Raw genomic sequence first — 15,315 nt, 5'->3', positions numbered from 1 at the left:
TCAATCGGCGGACCCGGGCCGCCGCCGCGACGATTGACGGCCCTGGTCAACCCGCGTGACACCACCCCCGCCCCACCCCGCACCATGGACGGGTGAGCGTGACCATCGACATCACCGGACTGCCGCACGAGCGGATCACCTTCTGCCCCTCGCCCCTGGCCGAGCTGGGCGCCGCCCTGCACGCCCTGTCCGTACCCGGGCACCACGCCCGGCTCCACGCCTGGACCACGACCACCTCGGCGGGACTGCGGCCGGAGCTCGCGGACCGGCTCCACGAGGCCGACTTCATGTGGAGCACCAGCCGGGCGGACGTCCTGCTGCCGCCCCGGCCCCGGGAGACCCTCGCGGAGGAGCTGGACGACCTCGACCTCATGGACGACGAGAAGTACGTGGGCGCCGCCCTGGAGATCTCCTGCAACAGCACGTACGCCCACGGCGTCCCCTCCCCGCTCGTCGACGCCCGGACGCGCCGCCGCGCCCTCGATCTGGCCGCCGCGCGCGGCCCCCGGCAGATCGCCTTCGTCGAGCGGATGCTGGCCGACCCGCCCGGCACGCGGGCGTGGGTCCGGCGGCTCCTGGAGGACTGCGAGGAGGCGTTCTTCGCCGACACCTGGCGCCGCGTCCGGGTCCAGCTCGCCGCCGACGCCCGCCACAAGACCGAGCTGATGCGCCGCAAGGGCCTGGCCGCCGCGGTCACCGCCGCCTCCCCCGCGATGTCCCTCGAAGAGGACGCGGCGGGCTCCCGGATCGTCGTCGACAAGCTGGTCCACGGCCGGGCCAGTGCCGAGGGCTCCGCCGTGACGTTCCTGCCGACGGCCTTCGGCTGGCCGCACCTCTTCGCCCTGTACGCCCCCGGCTGGCAGCCCGTCGTCCAGTACCCCGTCGCCGACCGCGACCTCGGCGGCGCTGCCTCCGTCGAGGAGGTCACCCGCCGTCTGGAGGCCGTCGCCCACCCGCTGCGGATGCGGCTCTGCCGCAGTCTGGCGCGCGGTGCCAGCACGACCGGCGAGCTGGCCGACACGTACAACGTCACCGCCCCCGAGGTCTCCCGGCACCTCGCGGTCATGAAGAAGGCCGGACTGCTCACCACCCAGCGGCGCGGCCGGTACGTCCTGCACCAGCTGGACGTCTCCGTCGTCGCCCGTCTCGGCAGCGACTTCCTGGAGAGCGTGCTGCGCTGACCCCGGGCTCACGGGGCGGGCCGTACTGCCCCGGCCCGTGAGCCCGTGCCGGGCGGGGCGCGGTGCCGGTCAGCCGGTCGCGCCGCCGCCCGCCCGGACCAGACCCGTCTCGTACGCGAGGACCACGACCTGGACCCGGTCGCGCAGGCCCAGCTTGGACAGGATGCGGCCCACATGGGTCTTCACGGTCGCCTCCGAGAGGACAAGCCGGGCGGCGATCTCGCCGTTCGCCAGGCCCTGCGCGACCAGCATCATGACCTCCCGCTCGCGGTCCGTGAGGCGCCCCAGCTCCTTGTGCTCCGGCTCCCGGCCCGAGGACGGCAGCATCGGCGAGAACCGGTCGAGCAGCCGCCGGGTCGTCGACGGCGCCACCACCGCGTCCCCGCTGTGCACCGAACGGATCGCGGCGAGCAGCTCGGCGGGCGGCACGTCCTTCAGCATGAAGCCGCTCGCTCCCGCCTTGAGACCGGAGAACGCGTACTCGTCGAGGTCGAAGGTGGTGAGGATGAGGACCTTCGGGGCGTCGGGCCGCGAACAGATCCGCCGGGTCGTCTCCACCCCGTCCAGCTTCGGCATCCGCACGTCCATCAGGACGACGTCGACCGCCGTCGCCCGCAGCACCTCCAGGGCCTCCACCCCGTCGCCCGCCTCCGCCACGACCTCCATGTCCGGTTGGGCGGCCAGCACCATGCGGAATCCGGTACGCAGCAGCACCTGGTCGTCAACGAGCATCACGCGGATGGACATCGGGTTCCTTCGGGGTCTCGGTCGGAGGTCTCGGGGGGGCGGGCTCGTCGTCAGTGGGCGGACTTGAGGGGGAGCAGGGCGCTGATCCGGAAGCCGCCGCCGGGGCGCGGGCCCGCGTCCAGCGTGCCGCCCACCATCCCGACCCGCTCCCGCATCCCGATCAGGCCGTGGCCCCGGCCGTCGGCGCCCCCGTCCTCGTACATCTCCTGCGGCGCGCCCCGGCCGTCGTCCTCGACGAGCAGCCCGAGCCCGTCGTCGAAGTAGACCAGGCGGACGCTGGCACCGACATCGGGGCCCCCGTGCTTGCGGCTGTTGGTGAGGGCCTCCTGCACGATCCGGTACGCGGTCAGCTCCACGCCGCTGGGCAGCGGGCGGGGGCTGCCCTCGATCGCGAAGTCAACGGTGAGGCCCGCGCCCCGGACCTGCTCGACGAGATCCTCGATCTGGCCCACGTCGGGCTGGGGCACGTACTCCCCGGCCTCCTCGTGCTCCCCGGTGCGCAGGATGCCGAGGAGTCTGCGCATCTCGGCGAGCGCCTGACGGCCGGTGGTGGAGATGGTCTCCAGGGCCTGCTTGGCGGTCTCCGGGGAGGAGTCCATGACATAGGCGGCGCCGTCCGCCTGGACGACCATCACCGACACGTTGTGCGCGACGACGTCGTGCAGCTCGCGGGCGATCCTGGCCCGCTCGGCGGCGACCGCGACCTTGGCCTGGGCCTCGCGCTCCCGCTCCAGCCGGGAGGCCCGCTCCTCCAGCTGCGCGAAGTAGGCGCGGCGGGTGCGCAGCGAGTCGCCGAGGACCCAGGCGAGGACGAACGGCACGGTCATGATGATCGTGAAGAAGACCCGGGCGGCCCCGGACTCGGAGCCCTCCAGCGGCCATCTCAGCTGGGAGAGCGGGGAGGCGGCGAGCCCGGCGACGAGCGCGAGGCGGGACGCCCAGCGGGGCCCGTCGTGCGCGGCGACGGTGAAGACGATCACCAGCATGGCGAAGTCGGCGATGCTCGGCGTCAGGTCGAGGGCGAGCTGGACCAGGCCCAGGAGGACCGCCAGCACCAGCATCTTCTCGGGTGCGCGCCGCCGCAGGGCCACGACCAGGGAGAAGAGCACGGCGACGAGACCGTGCGCGATAGGCCGGCCGACTTCCTGATAGGTCGCTCCCACCGACAGCAGGGAGAACCCGAGGAGGACGACGGCCCAGAAGGTGTCGACGCCCGTCGGGTGTCTGCGGAGGAAGTCGTAGAGGCGCTGCACGTCACCCAGAGTAGGGAAGGGAGAGGGGTGCGCGGATCAACCGTGGGGTCGATCCTTCGCGCGAGGCCCGTACTCCCCGAGGTGGAGACTGGGGCCCGTGACGGATGAGACGTGTCAGTGGCAGGGGTGGCGGACGGCGACGGAACGGGCGCTGTACGGCCCCGGGGGCTTCTATCTGCGGCCCGAGGGCCCGGCGGGGCATTTCCGTACCTCGGTGCATGCCTCCCCGCTCTTCGCGGCGGCGGTGGCCCGGCTGCTCGGCGAGGTAGCGGAGGAGCTGGGAACGGCCTCGGTGGACCTGGTGGACGTGGGCGCGGGCCGGGGCGAACTCCTCACCGGGGTCCTCGCCGCGCTCGACGGCGCGCGTGCGGGCGCGGGCGGGAGCGGGAGCGGGCGCGGGCTGACCGTGCGGGCGTACGCCGTGGAGCGGGCGGCCCGCCCGGCGGGGCTCGACCCCCGGATCGAGTGGACCGGCGAGGTGCCCCGGGGGGTGCGCGGGCTGCTCTTCGCGAACGAGTGGCTCGACAACGTGCCGGTGGACGTGGCCGAGGCGGACGCCGACGGGACCGTCCGTTACGTGGAGGTCCGCGCGGACGGCACGGAACGGCTCGGCGGTCCGGTCGGCGGCCCGGACGCGGAGTGGCTGGCCCGCTGGTGGCCGCTGACGGAGCCGGGCGCGCGGGCGGAGATCGGGCGGCCCCGCGACGAGGCGTGGGCGGCGGCGGTGGGCGCGGTCGCGGCGGGCCGCGCGGTGGCCGTGGACTACGCGCACGTACGGGCGACCCGGCCGCCCTTCGGTTCGCTGACCGGCTTCCGCGCGGGCCGTGAGGTCCCGCCGGTCCCGGACGGCACCTGCGACCTGACCTCCCACGTGGCCCTGGACGCGTGCGCGGCGGCGACGGACGAGGGGGACGCGACGGGGAGCCGGGACCGGGAGGGACACCAGCACCTGAGCGAGGCACCGGACCGGGACGGGGGACCGGACCGGGACGGGGGACCGGACCGGGACGGGGGACCGGACCGGGACGGGGCGCTGACCCGGCTCGTCGTCCAGCGGGAGGCGCTGGGGAGGCTCGGGGTGTCCGGGGGACGGCCACCGCTGTCCCTCGCGTCGGCCGATCCCGCCGCGTACGTACGGGCGCTCTCCTCGGCGGGCGAGGCGGCGGAGCTGACCGCGCGCGGGGGCCTCGGGGACTTCCTGTGGCTGGTCCGGCGGGTCCCGGAAGGGGCGGCGGAGGCTCCGGCGCACGGGGGATACTGACCGCATGACGGAGACGACGGTCGGCATCGGCGGCGCGGCGGAGAGCACCGACATGGTGCTGAACATCGGGCCGCAGCATCCCTCGACCCACGGCGTGCTCCGGCTCCGGCTGGTGCTGGACGGCGAGGTCGTGCGGCAGGCGGAGCCGGTCATCGGCTATATGCACCGGGGGGCGGAGAAGCTCTTCGAGGCGCGGGACTACCGGCAGATCATCATGCTGGCCAACCGGCACGACTGGCTGTCCGCCTTCTCCAACGAGCTCGGCGTGGTCATGGCCGTCGAGCGGATGCTCGGCATGGAGGTGCCGGAGCGCGCGGTGTGGACCCGTACGCTCCTCGCCGAGCTGAACCGGGTCCTGAACCATCTGATGTTCCTCGGCTCGTACCCGCTCGAACTGGGCGGCATCACCCCGGTCTTCCACGCCTTCCGGGAGCGCGAGGAGCTCCAGACGGTGATGGAGGAGGTCTCCGGCGGCCGGATGCACTACATGTTCAACCGGGTCGGCGGCCTCAAGGAGGACCTGCCGGCCGGGTGGCTCGGGAGGGCCCGCCGGTCCGTCGCGGACGTCCGCTCGCGGATGGACGTGTACGACCGGCTCGTCCTCGGCAACGAGATCTTCCGGGGCCGTACGCGGGGGGTCGGGGTCCTGTCGGCGGCGGCGGTCCACGCGTACGGGGTGTCGGGGCCGATCGCCCGCGCCTCGGGCGTCGACTTCGACCTGCGCCGCGACGAGCCGTACCTGGCGTACGGGGAGCTCCAGGACACCCTGCGGGTCGCCGTCCGTCAGGAGGGCGACTGCCTGGCCCGGTTCGAGTGCCTGCTGGAGCAGACGCACCACGCCCTGGACCTGGCGGACGCGTGCCTGGACCGGCTGGCCGAGCTGCCGCCCGGCCCGATCAACCAGCGGCTGCCGAAGGTGCTGAAGGCGCCGGAGGGCCACACGTACGCGTGGACCGAGAATCCGCTCGGGGTCAACGGCTACTACCTGGTCTCCAAGGGCGAGAAGACGCCGTACCGGCTGAAACTGCGCTCGGCATCGTTCAACAACATCCAGGCGCTCACGGAGCTGCTGCCGGGGACGCTGGTCGCCGACATGGTGGCGATCCTGGGCTCGTTGTTCTTCGTGGTCGGCGACATCGACAAGTGACGCCGGGCGTACGGGGTCAGACGGCGGGCCCGGCCGGACCGTCCCGGCCGGGTCCCTAGTCGGTCCCGTCGGTCCTGTCAGTCCCGTCGGTTCCGTCGGTCCGGGACATCACCACGTACTCCCGGTCCGTGGTGGCGGGCCGTCGGCGCTCGGCCACGGCCCAGCCCCAGCGCGCGTAGCGCTCCGTCAGTTCCGGGACGTCGAGGGTCATCAGACGGCGGGGGCCCGGGGGCAGAGCGGCCAGCAGGGCGTCGTGCAGCGCGCGCCCGAGGCCGAGGCCCTGGTGGGCGGGGGCGACGACGAGTTCGGCCAGTTCGAAGGCGGGTCGGTCGCCGGAGAGCACGGTGTCCGTCCAGCCCGCCGCGAAGCCCCGGAGCCCGTCGTCGGGGCCGAACGCGGCGACGGCCAGGAAGTCGGGGCGCCCGGCGGCCGAGCCGAGCAGCCGGTCCACGGTGCGTACGGCGCCCGGCGGGGGCTCGTGCCAGGGGGCGCCGCAGAACGCCTGGGCGCACAGGGCGATCAGTTCGTCCCGGCGGCCGGTGGCCTCACCGGCCGGGAGGCCGGCGAGGCGGTACGTCACGAGTTGACCGCGCCGCGCAGTTCGACGACGTCCAGCTGCTCGGTCTCGTCGTGGGCGGTCAGGTCGATGACCTGACCGACCGTCCGGGGCGGGGCGGGGACGTGGGGCGCGAGCGGACCGGCGGTGCCGGTGGGGCTGACCGGCGTGAGCGGCGGGGCCCCGGCCCCGTCCCGCGCGGCCGGATCCTGCGCGGCCGGGTCCTGCGCGGCGAGGTCCTGTGCGACGGAGTTCCGCACGGTCAGGTTCTGTGCGATCAGGTTCTGTGCGGCCAGGGCCTCTTCGAGGACCTCCTCGCCGACCACATCGGCGAGATCGGTGTGCTGCACCGCCTCGATGGCCGCCGCCTTCTGCGTACCGAAGAAGTCGAAGCCGCCCTCGGGACGCGGTACGGGCCTGCGGGCCGCGTACGGGACGATCGCGGCGGCGACCGGTACGGCCGGAACGGCGGGGGCCGCCGGGACGGCCGGGACCACGGACGCGGAAGGGGCCGCAGGTGCGGAAGGGGCCGCGGGCACGGTGGAGTCGGCGGGTGCCGTGGAGTCGGGGGAGTCGGCGGACGCGGCCGGGGGCAGCGCGAGGGCGGCCGGGCGGGCGTGCTCGCCGCCGGTGGCCGCCGCGTGCTTCCCCCGCGGCTCGTCCGTCTCACGGGCCCGCTCGGCGAGGTCCCGCGCGCGGGCCGCCTCTGCGGTCCGGCGGGCCCGCTGGACGGCGGCGCTGCGCGGAAGGTCGCGGAGCGCGTCGGCGGCGCGCCGGAAGGCCTCCGGGGTGGGCGTGGAGCCGCCCGCCGGAAGGGCCTTGGCGGCGCCGGTGGTGCCGGTCTCCGGCGCGGGCGTCTCCAGGGCGAGGACCCGGCGGCCCTCCAGGGCGCTGGCGCGCTCGGTCTCGGCCGTGGCGTAGCGGCGGAGGAGATCGGCGTGCTCACCGCGCAGTCCGGCCAGTTCGACCCGCTTGGCGCGGAGCTTGGCGTCGAGGCGGGCGCGCAGCGCGCGGGACTCCTCCAGGTCGGACTCCAGCTCGGCGAGCCGCTCCTCGGACTTCCACTGGTCGGCGGTGCGGGCCCGGTCGAGCTCGGCGACCCGCAGTCCGGCGCTCCGGTCCCAGCCGCGCAGGAGGACGGCGCCGGTGACGGCGGCGACCGCGGCGGCTGCCGCGAGGAGGCGGGCGATCAGCGGATCGCCGGGCAGCCAGGCCGCCGCGGCACACACGACCGCGACGCTGGCGACCGCTGAGGGCGGCAGCAGCTTGTGCAGAGGCGGGGAATGGCGGTGGCGTCCACGTGGCATGGCCTGAAATTTACCGTGCGTAGGTGTCGTGTGGGGCGTCGGCCCGGCAATCTCTTGGCCACTTCTCGTCACGGGAAGTGGATATCCCCCGTTCCGGTTCCGTTTCGGGCCGACATCCCCGCCCGGACTCCTACTTGTTGAGCAGCCCCTTCGCCGTCAGATACTCCTTGGCGACGTCCTGCGGCTTCGCCCGCTCGGCATCCACCTTGCGGTTGAGTTCGGCGAGATCCGCTGTGGTCAGCACCTTGGTGATCCTGTCGAGGGCGGCGGCTATCTCGGGTGCTCCGGCGTCCTCGGCGTTCAGCACCGGAAGTACGTTGTCCGCGTTCTGCAGCTTCTTGTCGTCGGTGAGGAACACCAGTCCGTAGCTGTCGATCGTGGCGTCCGTCGTGGTCGTCAGGACCAGTTGGTCCACCCCGTCCTTCACCGCCTGCTTGGACTGCGGGGTACCGACGCCCTTGGGGTCGATGCCCGCCACGTCGATGCCGTAGGTCTTCTTCAGACCGGGCGCGCAGAACGGCCGGACCGCGCATTCGTCACCGGCGGCGATCTTCACCTTCAGCTTCGCGCGGCCGAGATCGGAAAGGGTCGTCAGCTTGTTCTTCGCGGCGAATTCCTTCGACACCGCGAAGGCGTTCTGGTCGACCGCGCCACCGGCGTCGAGGACCTTCAGACCGCGCGGTCCCGCGAGCTTGCGCAGCGCCTCGACCGTGGCCGCCGCGTCGGCCGAGGCGACCGGCTTGTCGTCCGGTGCCTTCGGCCCGTTCACCTTGGCGTTGAGGAATTCGGCGAGCGTCGCCGCGTATTCCGGGACGATGTCGATCTCGCCCTTCTCCAAGGAGGGTTCGTACAGCTCGCGATTCTTCACCGTGGTGATCGACACCGAGTATCCGGCGCCCCGCAGCGTCTGCGCGTACAGCTCGGCGAGCACCTTGGCCTCGGTGAAGGCCGCCGCGCCGACCACCAGCGAACCCTTCCCGCCGTCCGCCGCGCCCCCGGGGCCCTTCCCCTTGCCCTGCTCCAGGCTGTCACCGCCGCACGCGGCCAGCGCGACGGCCAGCGCCGTCGTCCCCAGCACCGCGCCCGAGATCCGCGAGACCCTGTTCACCAGATCACCCATTCGTCTTCGTCAAGTCGGCTTCCGATTCCGGCGCTTCCCGCCGGTGTGACACCCGTCCGAGCGGCTGCTCCGCGCGTCCGGGCTCCGGGACCGCGCGTCCGCCCCGGCGATCCGTACGTCCTCCCCGGCGATCCGTACGTCCTCCGTGGCGATCCGTACGTCCCCCGTGGCGCCCCGGGCGGCCGAAGAGGCGCTCGGCGCCCACCAGCACGCCCTCCACCAGGAGGGCCAGCGACGCCACCAGCACCGCGCCCGCGACGACCTGCGCGGTGTCGTAGGTGGCGAAACCGGCCGTGATGATCCGGCCCAGACCGCCCTGCCCGACCATCGCGGCGACCGTCGCCGTGGCGACCACCTGCACCGCCGCCGAGCGCACCCCGGTCATCACCACCGGCCGGGCCAGGGGCAGTTCGACCCGGCGGAACAGCTGTCCGCCCGTCATCCCCATCCCCCGCGCGGCCCGCACCGCCGCCCGGTCGACCTCCCGCACCCCCACGTACGCGTTGGTGAGGAGCGGCGGCACCGCGAACAGCACCAGGGCCACGACCGTCGGCACGGATCCCGCGTTCCGCAGGGGCGACACCATGAACAGGCCGAGGACCGCGAAGACGGGGACCGCCCGCCCCACGTTCGACACGTTCACCGCGAGCGCCCCGCCCCGGCCGAGATGGCCGAGCCAGAGCCCCAGCGGCAGCGCGAGCGCCGCCGCGACCAGCAGCGCCGCCCCGCTCACGTACGCGTGCTCGGCGAGCCGCTGCCCCACACCGCCCTCGCCCGTCCAGTGCGCGCCGGTGGTGAGCCAGCCCCAGGCGTCCGTCACGACCCCCACCTCACCCACCTCCCGGCGCGGTCCGTATCCGGGCCCACGGCGTCAGCAGCCGCTGGACGCCCAGGAGGAGCAGATCGGCGACGACGGCGAGCAGCACGCACAGCACGGCGGCGGCGAGCATCTGCGCCTTGAAGAAGGTCGGCAGCGCGTCCTCGATCAGATTGCCCAGACCGCCCCGGCCGACGACCGAACCGACCGTCGTCAGCGCGATCGTGGAGACCGTCGCCATCCGTATCCCCGCCATCAGCACCGGCAGCGCCAAGGGCAGTTCGACCTCCCACAGGAGCCTCAGCGGTCCGTACCCCATGCCCCGGGCGGCCTCCCGCGTCTCCACGGGCACCGCGTCGAGCCCCGCGAGCGCGTTGCGCACCAGGATCGTCAGGGCGTACAGCACGAGACCGGTCACCACGAGCGCCGCCGACAGCCCGAAGAAGGGCAGCAGCAGCGAGAACATGGCGAGCGACGGCACCGTGTACAGCAGGGTCGTCAGACCGAGGACCGGGCCCGCGAACCGGGGCCTGGCCCGCGCGAGCAGCGCCAGCGGCAGGGCGACGAGGAGCGCGATCAGCACGGAGACCACGGTGATTCCCACATGCTGGAGCGTGGCGTCGGTCAGCTCCCCGGCGCGCGTGCGCAGGTACTCCCCGCAGATCCAGTCGTTCGTGACCAGACAGTTCGGTGCGCTCATCCGTCCCTCCCCCCGAGCGGTCAGCCTTCCCGAACGCTTGTCTGACGACACTAACCCCCGGCACCGACAATCCCCCGGACCCGCCACAATGCGGCAACACGCCCTTCACACACCCCCGGCGTCCAGGGGCCAGAATGGGGAACCATGATCCGGTTCGAGCACGTGACCAAGCGGTACGACGACGGCACCACCGCCGTCGACGACCTCTCCTTCGAGGTCGCCGAGGGCGAACTCGTCACCCTGGTCGGGCCGTCCGGCTGCGGCAAGACCACCACGATGATGATGGTCAACCGGCTCGTCGAGCCGACCTCCGGCCGGGTCCTCGTCGACGGCCGGGACATCGCCGACGTCGATCCGGTCGCCCTGCGCCGCAAGATCGGCTACGTCATCCAGCAGGTCGGGCTCTTCCCCCACCGCACGGTCCTCGACAACACCGCGACCGTCCCCTCGCTGCTCGGCTGGAAGAAGGCCGCCGCACGCGCGCGTGCCGCCGAACTCCTCGAACTCGTCGGACTCGATCCCGCCGTCCACGGCTCCCGCTACCCCGCCCAGCTCTCCGGCGGGCAGCGCCAGCGGGTCGGCGTCGCCCGCGCGCTCGCCGCCGATCCGCCCGTCCTCCTCATGGACGAGCCCTTCGGCGCCGTCGACCCGGTCGTCCGCGAACGCCTCCAGAACGAGTTCCTCGCCCTCCAGGCCACCGTCCGCAAGACCGTCCTCCTCGTCACCCATGACATCGAGGAGGCCGTCCGGATGGGCGACCGCATGGCCGTCTACGGACAGGGCCGCATCGAGCAGTTCGACACCCCGGCGACCGTCCTCGGCTCCCCCGCCACCCCGTACGTCGCGGACTTCGTCGGCAGCGACCGGGGCCTCAAGCGGCTCGCCGTCACCCCCGTCACCGAGGCCGACCTCGATCCCGTACCGGCGGAGGACCTCGTACCGGCGGAAGGTTCCGGACCGGCCGGAGGCCCCGGGTCAGCCGGAGGCCCCGGCCCGGACCACCCGTCGGGACCGGCCCACCCGTCGGGACCGGCCGGCGCCCCCGCCCCCGTGCCCCTCGGCACCTCGCTCAAGGACGCCCTCGCCGTGCTCCTCCAGCACGACACCGGCCGCCTCCTCGTCACCGGCGCCGACGGCCGCCCCCTCGGCGTCCTCACCCCGGCGGGCGTCCACCGCGCCCTGCGCCGGGCCACCACCGGCTGAACCTCAGACCCCGCTGAGCTTCCCGCTCAGCCACACCATGCCCGGCGGGATCTCCCGGTTCCACGTGTTGAAGTTGTGGCCACCGCTGTCCAGGACGATCGACGAGACCGACGCCGGGCTCTTCACCCGCTTGATGAACTCCTTCGTGCCCCGCAGATTGCTCTCTCCCCGCTTCGACGTCGTCACCAGGAACGACGTCTTCCCCTGCGGCAGGTTGTCCAGGCTCCACAGCAGGTCCGCCCGCTTGCGCAGCCGGTCGTCCCCGTGGAACAGATCACCCGTCGTCACGTCCTCGGCCGCCCGGTAGTACGCCGAGAACCCCGCCCCCGCCGCGAACCGCTCCGGATGGTGCAGCGCGATCTTCAGCGCGCAGTACGCCCCCGTGGAGTTCCCCATGAACCCCCAGTTCCGGGGCTTCGTCCCCACCCGGTACGTCCCCGACACCGCCGCCGGCAGGTCCTCCGCGAAGAACGTCTCCGTCTGCGGCCCGCCCGGCACGTCCACGCACTCCGTGTCCCGGGGCGGCGCCACCGTCGGCCGCAGCATCACCAGGATCATCGGCTGCATCCGTCCCTCCCTGGCCTGGAGATAGGCCGTCTTCGGGTACTTCAGCCCCTTGATCAGGTTCTCCGCCGTCCCCGGATACCCCGTGAGCACCACCGACGCGGGGAACGTCCGCTTCGCGTACCTCGGCTGGAAGTACTCCGGCGGCAGGTACACGTACGCCGGGGAGACGATCCCCGACCGGGCGCCCTCCACCACGACCTTCTGTATCTGCCCCGCGACCTCCGGACGCCCGCTGCCCGGCACGTCGAGCTGCTCCGTCCCCACCACCCGTACGTGCTTCGAACCCGCCCCGTGGTCGACGACCACCCCCATGTCCTGCTCCTGCCCGAACAGGTCCGCCCACGAGCCGTAGAACAGGAACGACCGGTTCGCCGCCAGGCCCACCGCCGCGAACAGCACCACCTGCGTCATCAGGAGCAGCACCACCCTGCCCGTGCACGCCCGCCACCCCCGGCGCGCCAGCCGTGGCCACAGCCACACCGTCGCCACGAACAACCCCACGGCCAGTACGACCGCCGCCACGAGAACCCTGCCGCTGGTGAGGCCCATGGGACGACCACCCCCGCCTTTCCGAGAATTTCCGGTGAACCGATGAACCCGAGCCCGTACCGCTCCGTCCTAGAAGGCGCACCAACCGGGACGACCCGCCGAATCACTCCGCGGGTCCCGACCGGAATCAAGGACCCTCCGCAGGACCACGGGAAGCACGGGAAGCCATGTCTGTCACGGTAGATGGGGACAAATCAGGATTGGTTCCGGTTCGGGTACGTCGGATTCTCCGCGGCCCCGACCCCCAGAAGGTCCCCGCACTCATCGGCACCGCCTGCACCTTCATCGGTCTCATCGACATCGCCGCCGGGGTCTTCCCGCGCTTCCGCGCCAGCCGTTTCCACACCATCACCGAGGTCCTCCCCGGCACCCTCGGACCCCTCTCCGCCGCCCTCTCGCTGAGCGCCGGAGTCCTCCTCCTGCTCCTCGCCCACGGCCTCAAGCGCAACAAGCGCCGCGCCTGGCGGGCCGCCGTCGTCCTCCTCCCCCTCGGCGCCGCCGCCCAGTTCGCCTGGCGCCACTCCGTCGTCGGGGCCCTCCTCTCCCTCTGCCTGCTCGCCCTCCTCGTCCGGCACCGCGACCAGTTCGCCGCCCTGCCCGACCCCCGGAGCCGCTGGCGCGCCCTCGCCAACTTCGTCGTCATGGGCGCCGGCTCCATCGCCCTCGGCCTCGTCATCGTCAGCGCCCACCCGCGCCGCGTCGTCGGCGACCCCAGCCTCACCGACCGCCTGGAGCACGTCCTCTACGGACTCTTCGGCTTCGAAGGCCCCGTCGGCTACACCAAGGGCGTCGACTGGACCGTCGGCTACTCCCTCGGCGCCCTCGGTATGCTCACCGCCCTCACCACCATCTACCTGGCCTTCCGCCCCGAGCACCCCGCCGCCCGCCTCACCGACGACGACGAGCTGCGCCTGCGCGCCCTCCTCGACCAGCACGGCGGCCGTGACTCCCTCGGCCACTTCGCCCTCCGCCGCGACAAGGGCGTCGTCTTCTCCCCCAGCGGCAAGGCTGCCGTCTGCTACCGCGTCGTCTCCGGCGTCATGCTCGCCAGCGGCGACCCCATCGGCGACGTCGAGGCCTGGCCCGGCGCCATCGAACGCTTCATGGACGAGGCCAAGGCCCACTCCTGGACCCCCGCCGTCATGGGCTGCTCCGAGACCGGCGGCCAGGTCTGGACCCGCGAGACCGGCCTCGACGCCCTCGAACTCGGCGACGAGGCCATCGTCGACGTCGCCGACTTCTCCCTCTCCGGCCGCGCCATGCGCAACGTCCGCCAGATGGTCAAGCGCATCGAACGCAACGGCTACACCACCCGCGTCCGCCGCGTCCGCGACCTCGACGAAGCCGAACTGGAACGGGTCCGCCGCGCCGCCGCCGCCTGGCGCGGCACCGACACCGAACGCGGCTTCTCCATGGCCCTCGGCCGCATCGGAGCCCCCGGCGACGGCGACGCGGTGATAGCGACCGCCCACAAGACCGACGACGACGCCGACCCCCACTCGCCCTACGGCGACCTCAAGGCGATCATCCACTTCGTCCCCTGGGGCGCCGACGGCATGTCCCTGGAGCTCATGCGCCGCGACCGCTCCGCCGACCCTGGCATGAACGAGCTCCTCATCGTCGCCGCCCTCCAGGCCTCCCCCGCCCTCGGCATCGGACGCGTCTCCCTCAACTTCGCCATGTTCCGCTCCGCCCTCGCCCGCGGCGAGAAGATCGGCGCGGGACCCGTCCTCCGCGTCTGGCGCGGACTCCTCGTCTTTCTGTCCCGCTGGTTCCAGATCGAATCGCTCTACAAGTTCAACGCCAAGTTCCAGCCCCACTGGGAACCCCGCTTCGTCGTCTACCGCACCAGCCGCGACCTCCCCCGCATCGGCTTCGCCGCCATGCAGGCCGAAGGCTTCGTGAACCTCTCCTTCCCCCGCCCCTTCGCCCGCCGCCGCTCCGCCCCCGCCCCCCGGCCCTGCTCCCACATAGTCCCCGGACCCGCTGACCGCGAGATCCGCGCGGCCTGAATCCGCCCCCACGCCCTACGCTGGTCACATGAGTACGACGATCGACCGGGGTACGGCCCTGGGCCTGCCGGAGTGGGACCGCTGCGCGGTCATGGGCGTGGTCAACGTGACCCCCGACTCCTTCTCCGACGGCGGCCGCTGGTTCGACACCACGGCCGCCGTCAAACGCGGCGTCGACCTCGCCGCCCAGGGCGCCGACCTCGTCGACGTCGGCGGCGAGTCCACCCGTCCCGGCGCGAGCCGCGTCGACGAGGACGAGGAGCTGCGCCGCGTCATACCCGTGGTCCGCGGCCTCGCCGCCGAAGGCGTCACCGTCTCCGTCGACACCATGCGCGCCGCCGTCGCCGCCCGCGCCGTCGAAGCCGGGGCCCGCCTCGTCAACGACGTCAGCGGCGGCCTCGCCGACCCCGCCATGGTCCCCGCCGTCGCCGCCGCCGAGGTCCCCTTCGTCGTCATGCACTGGCGCGGCTTCAGCCAGGACATGAACGGCCTCGCGGTCTACGACGACGTCGTCGGCGAGGTCCTGGCCGAACTGCGCGCCCGCCTCGAAGCCGTCGTCGACGGCGGCGTCCACCCGGACCGCATCGTCGTCGACCCCGGCCTCGGCTTCGCCAAGCTCGCCCCCCACGACCTCACGCTCGTCGCCCACCTCCCCGCCCTCCGCGCCCTCGGCCGCCCCCTCCTCGTCGCCGCCTCCCGCAAACGGTTCCTCGGGCACGTCCTCACCCGCGAGGGCGCCGCCCCGCCGCCCGCCCGCGAACGCGACGCCGCCACCGCCGCCGTCTCCGCCCTCGCCGCGCACGCGGGCGCGTGGGCCGTCCGCGTCCACGAGGTCCGCGCCACCGCCGACGCCGTCCGCGTCGCCCGCGCCGTCGAGGGAGCCGCGTGAGCCGCG

Annotated in this window: 13 protein-coding genes and 1 pseudogene; 6 read left to right on the top strand and 8 right to left on the bottom strand. The window is 73.4% G+C overall.

What is annotated here, in order from left to right:
* The first annotated feature begins 92 nt into the window (after nt 1-92).
* The gene (locus ACFXGN_RS06835; RefSeq protein WP_384854361.1) at nt 93-1,181 is read left to right on the top strand and encodes a DUF5937 family protein; all 1,089 of its coding nucleotides are present in this window, start codon (nt 93-95) and stop codon (nt 1,179-1,181) included.
* A gap of 69 nt (nt 1,182-1,250) precedes the next feature.
* Here ACFXGN_RS06835 and ACFXGN_RS06830 read toward each other — a convergent pair whose 3' ends face one another.
* Together ACFXGN_RS06830 and ACFXGN_RS06825 are read right to left on the bottom strand one after the other, a co-directional pair.
* Nucleotides 1,251-1,928 (bottom strand): response regulator, encoded by a 678-nt coding sequence (locus ACFXGN_RS06830; RefSeq protein ID WP_384854359.1) that lies wholly within the window; start codon nt 1,926-1,928, stop codon nt 1,251-1,253.
* 50 nt (nt 1,929-1,978) lie between these two features.
* Nucleotides 1,979-3,181 (bottom strand): sensor histidine kinase, encoded by a 1,203-nt coding sequence (locus ACFXGN_RS06825; RefSeq protein ID WP_384854356.1) that lies wholly within the window; start codon nt 3,179-3,181, stop codon nt 1,979-1,981.
* Between the two features lie 97 nt (nt 3,182-3,278).
* Between ACFXGN_RS06825 and ACFXGN_RS06820 the strand changes: the two genes are divergently transcribed.
* Together ACFXGN_RS06820 and ACFXGN_RS06815 are read left to right on the top strand one after the other, a co-directional pair.
* Nucleotides 3,279-4,442, top strand: a complete 1,164-nt coding sequence (locus ACFXGN_RS06820; protein WP_384854354.1) for an SAM-dependent methyltransferase — start codon at nt 3,279-3,281, stop codon at nt 4,440-4,442.
* A gap of 4 nt (nt 4,443-4,446) precedes the next feature.
* Nucleotides 4,447-5,589 (top strand): NADH-quinone oxidoreductase subunit D, encoded by a 1,143-nt coding sequence (locus ACFXGN_RS06815; RefSeq protein WP_366442085.1) that lies wholly within the window; start codon nt 4,447-4,449, stop codon nt 5,587-5,589.
* A gap of 55 nt (nt 5,590-5,644) precedes the next feature.
* Here ACFXGN_RS06815 and ACFXGN_RS06810 read toward each other — a convergent pair whose 3' ends face one another.
* From ACFXGN_RS06810 to ACFXGN_RS06790, 5 genes and pseudogenes are all read right to left on the bottom strand, one after another.
* Nucleotides 5,645-6,169 (bottom strand): GNAT family N-acetyltransferase, encoded by a 525-nt coding sequence (locus tag ACFXGN_RS06810; protein ID WP_384854351.1) that lies wholly within the window; start codon nt 6,167-6,169, stop codon nt 5,645-5,647.
* A complete protein-coding gene (locus tag ACFXGN_RS06805) occupies nt 6,166-7,452 on the bottom strand; it encodes a hypothetical protein (RefSeq protein WP_384854349.1) in 1,287 nt (428 codons plus the stop codon). Before ACFXGN_RS06805 ends, ACFXGN_RS06810 begins: the two co-directional genes overlap by 4 nt.
* Nucleotides 7,453-7,582: 130 nt before the next feature.
* Nucleotides 7,583-8,572: an ABC transporter substrate-binding protein gene (locus tag ACFXGN_RS06800; RefSeq protein WP_384854346.1), complete on the bottom strand. Its 990-nt coding sequence runs from the start codon at nt 8,570-8,572 to the stop codon at nt 7,583-7,585.
* A 187-nt stretch (nt 8,573-8,759) separates the two neighbouring features.
* Nucleotides 8,760-9,401: pseudogene (locus ACFXGN_RS06795) on the bottom strand (ABC transporter permease); the annotation flags it as partial.
* A 1-nt stretch (nt 9,402) separates the two neighbouring features.
* Nucleotides 9,403-10,089, bottom strand: a complete 687-nt coding sequence (locus ACFXGN_RS06790; protein WP_384854344.1) for an ABC transporter permease — start codon at nt 10,087-10,089, stop codon at nt 9,403-9,405.
* Between the two features lie 144 nt (nt 10,090-10,233).
* Between ACFXGN_RS06790 and ACFXGN_RS06785 the strand changes: the two genes are divergently transcribed.
* A complete protein-coding gene (locus tag ACFXGN_RS06785; protein ID WP_384854342.1) occupies nt 10,234-11,292 on the top strand; it encodes an ABC transporter ATP-binding protein in 1,059 nt (352 codons plus the stop codon).
* A gap of 3 nt (nt 11,293-11,295) precedes the next feature.
* Here the strand turns inward: ACFXGN_RS06785 and ACFXGN_RS06780 are convergent, their stop codons facing one another.
* Nucleotides 11,296-12,408, bottom strand: coding sequence for an alpha/beta hydrolase (locus ACFXGN_RS06780; RefSeq protein ID WP_384854340.1), 1,113 nt, complete (start codon nt 12,406-12,408; stop codon nt 11,296-11,298).
* A gap of 167 nt (nt 12,409-12,575) precedes the next feature.
* On the opposite strand from ACFXGN_RS06780, the gene ACFXGN_RS06775 reads away from it, so the two are divergent.
* Entirely contained in the window at nt 12,576-14,420 is a 1,845-nt protein-coding gene (locus ACFXGN_RS06775; protein ID WP_384854339.1) for a phosphatidylglycerol lysyltransferase domain-containing protein, read from the top strand.
* A 28-nt stretch (nt 14,421-14,448) separates the two neighbouring features.
* Nucleotides 14,449-15,309 (top strand): dihydropteroate synthase, encoded by an 861-nt coding sequence (folP, locus tag ACFXGN_RS06770; protein ID WP_384854337.1) that lies wholly within the window; start codon nt 14,449-14,451, stop codon nt 15,307-15,309.
* The last annotated feature ends 6 nt before the right edge of the window (nt 15,310-15,315 follow it).

This window comes from Streptomyces sp. NPDC059247 (genome assembly GCF_042754005.1).
Classification (GTDB): domain Bacteria; phylum Actinomycetota; class Actinomycetes; order Streptomycetales; family Streptomycetaceae; genus Streptomyces.
This window is presented reverse-complemented; position numbering and strand designations above follow the sequence as displayed.

Coding starts and splice junctions, on each gene's coding strand:
- ACFXGN_RS06830 (WP_384854359.1), bottom strand. CDS start 1,928: ATGTCCATCCGCGTGATGCTCGTTGACGACCAGGTGCTGCTGCGTACC.
- ACFXGN_RS06815 (WP_366442085.1), top strand. CDS start 4,447: ATGACGGAGACGACGGTCGGCATCGGCGGCGCGGCGGAGAGCACCGAC.
- ACFXGN_RS06805 (WP_384854349.1), bottom strand. CDS start 7,452: ATGCCACGTGGACGCCACCGCCATTCCCCGCCTCTGCACAAGCTGCTG.
- ACFXGN_RS06800 (WP_384854346.1), bottom strand. CDS start 8,572: ATGGGTGATCTGGTGAACAGGGTCTCGCGGATCTCGGGCGCGGTGCTG.
- ACFXGN_RS06790 (WP_384854344.1), bottom strand. CDS start 10,089: ATGAGCGCACCGAACTGTCTGGTCACGAACGACTGGATCTGCGGGGAG.
- ACFXGN_RS06785 (WP_384854342.1), top strand. CDS start 10,234: ATGATCCGGTTCGAGCACGTGACCAAGCGGTACGACGACGGCACCACC.
- ACFXGN_RS06780 (WP_384854340.1), bottom strand. CDS start 12,408: ATGGGCCTCACCAGCGGCAGGGTTCTCGTGGCGGCGGTCGTACTGGCC.
- ACFXGN_RS06775 (WP_384854339.1), top strand. CDS start 12,576: ATGTCTGTCACGGTAGATGGGGACAAATCAGGATTGGTTCCGGTTCGG.
- folP (WP_384854337.1), top strand. CDS start 14,449: ATGAGTACGACGATCGACCGGGGTACGGCCCTGGGCCTGCCGGAGTGG.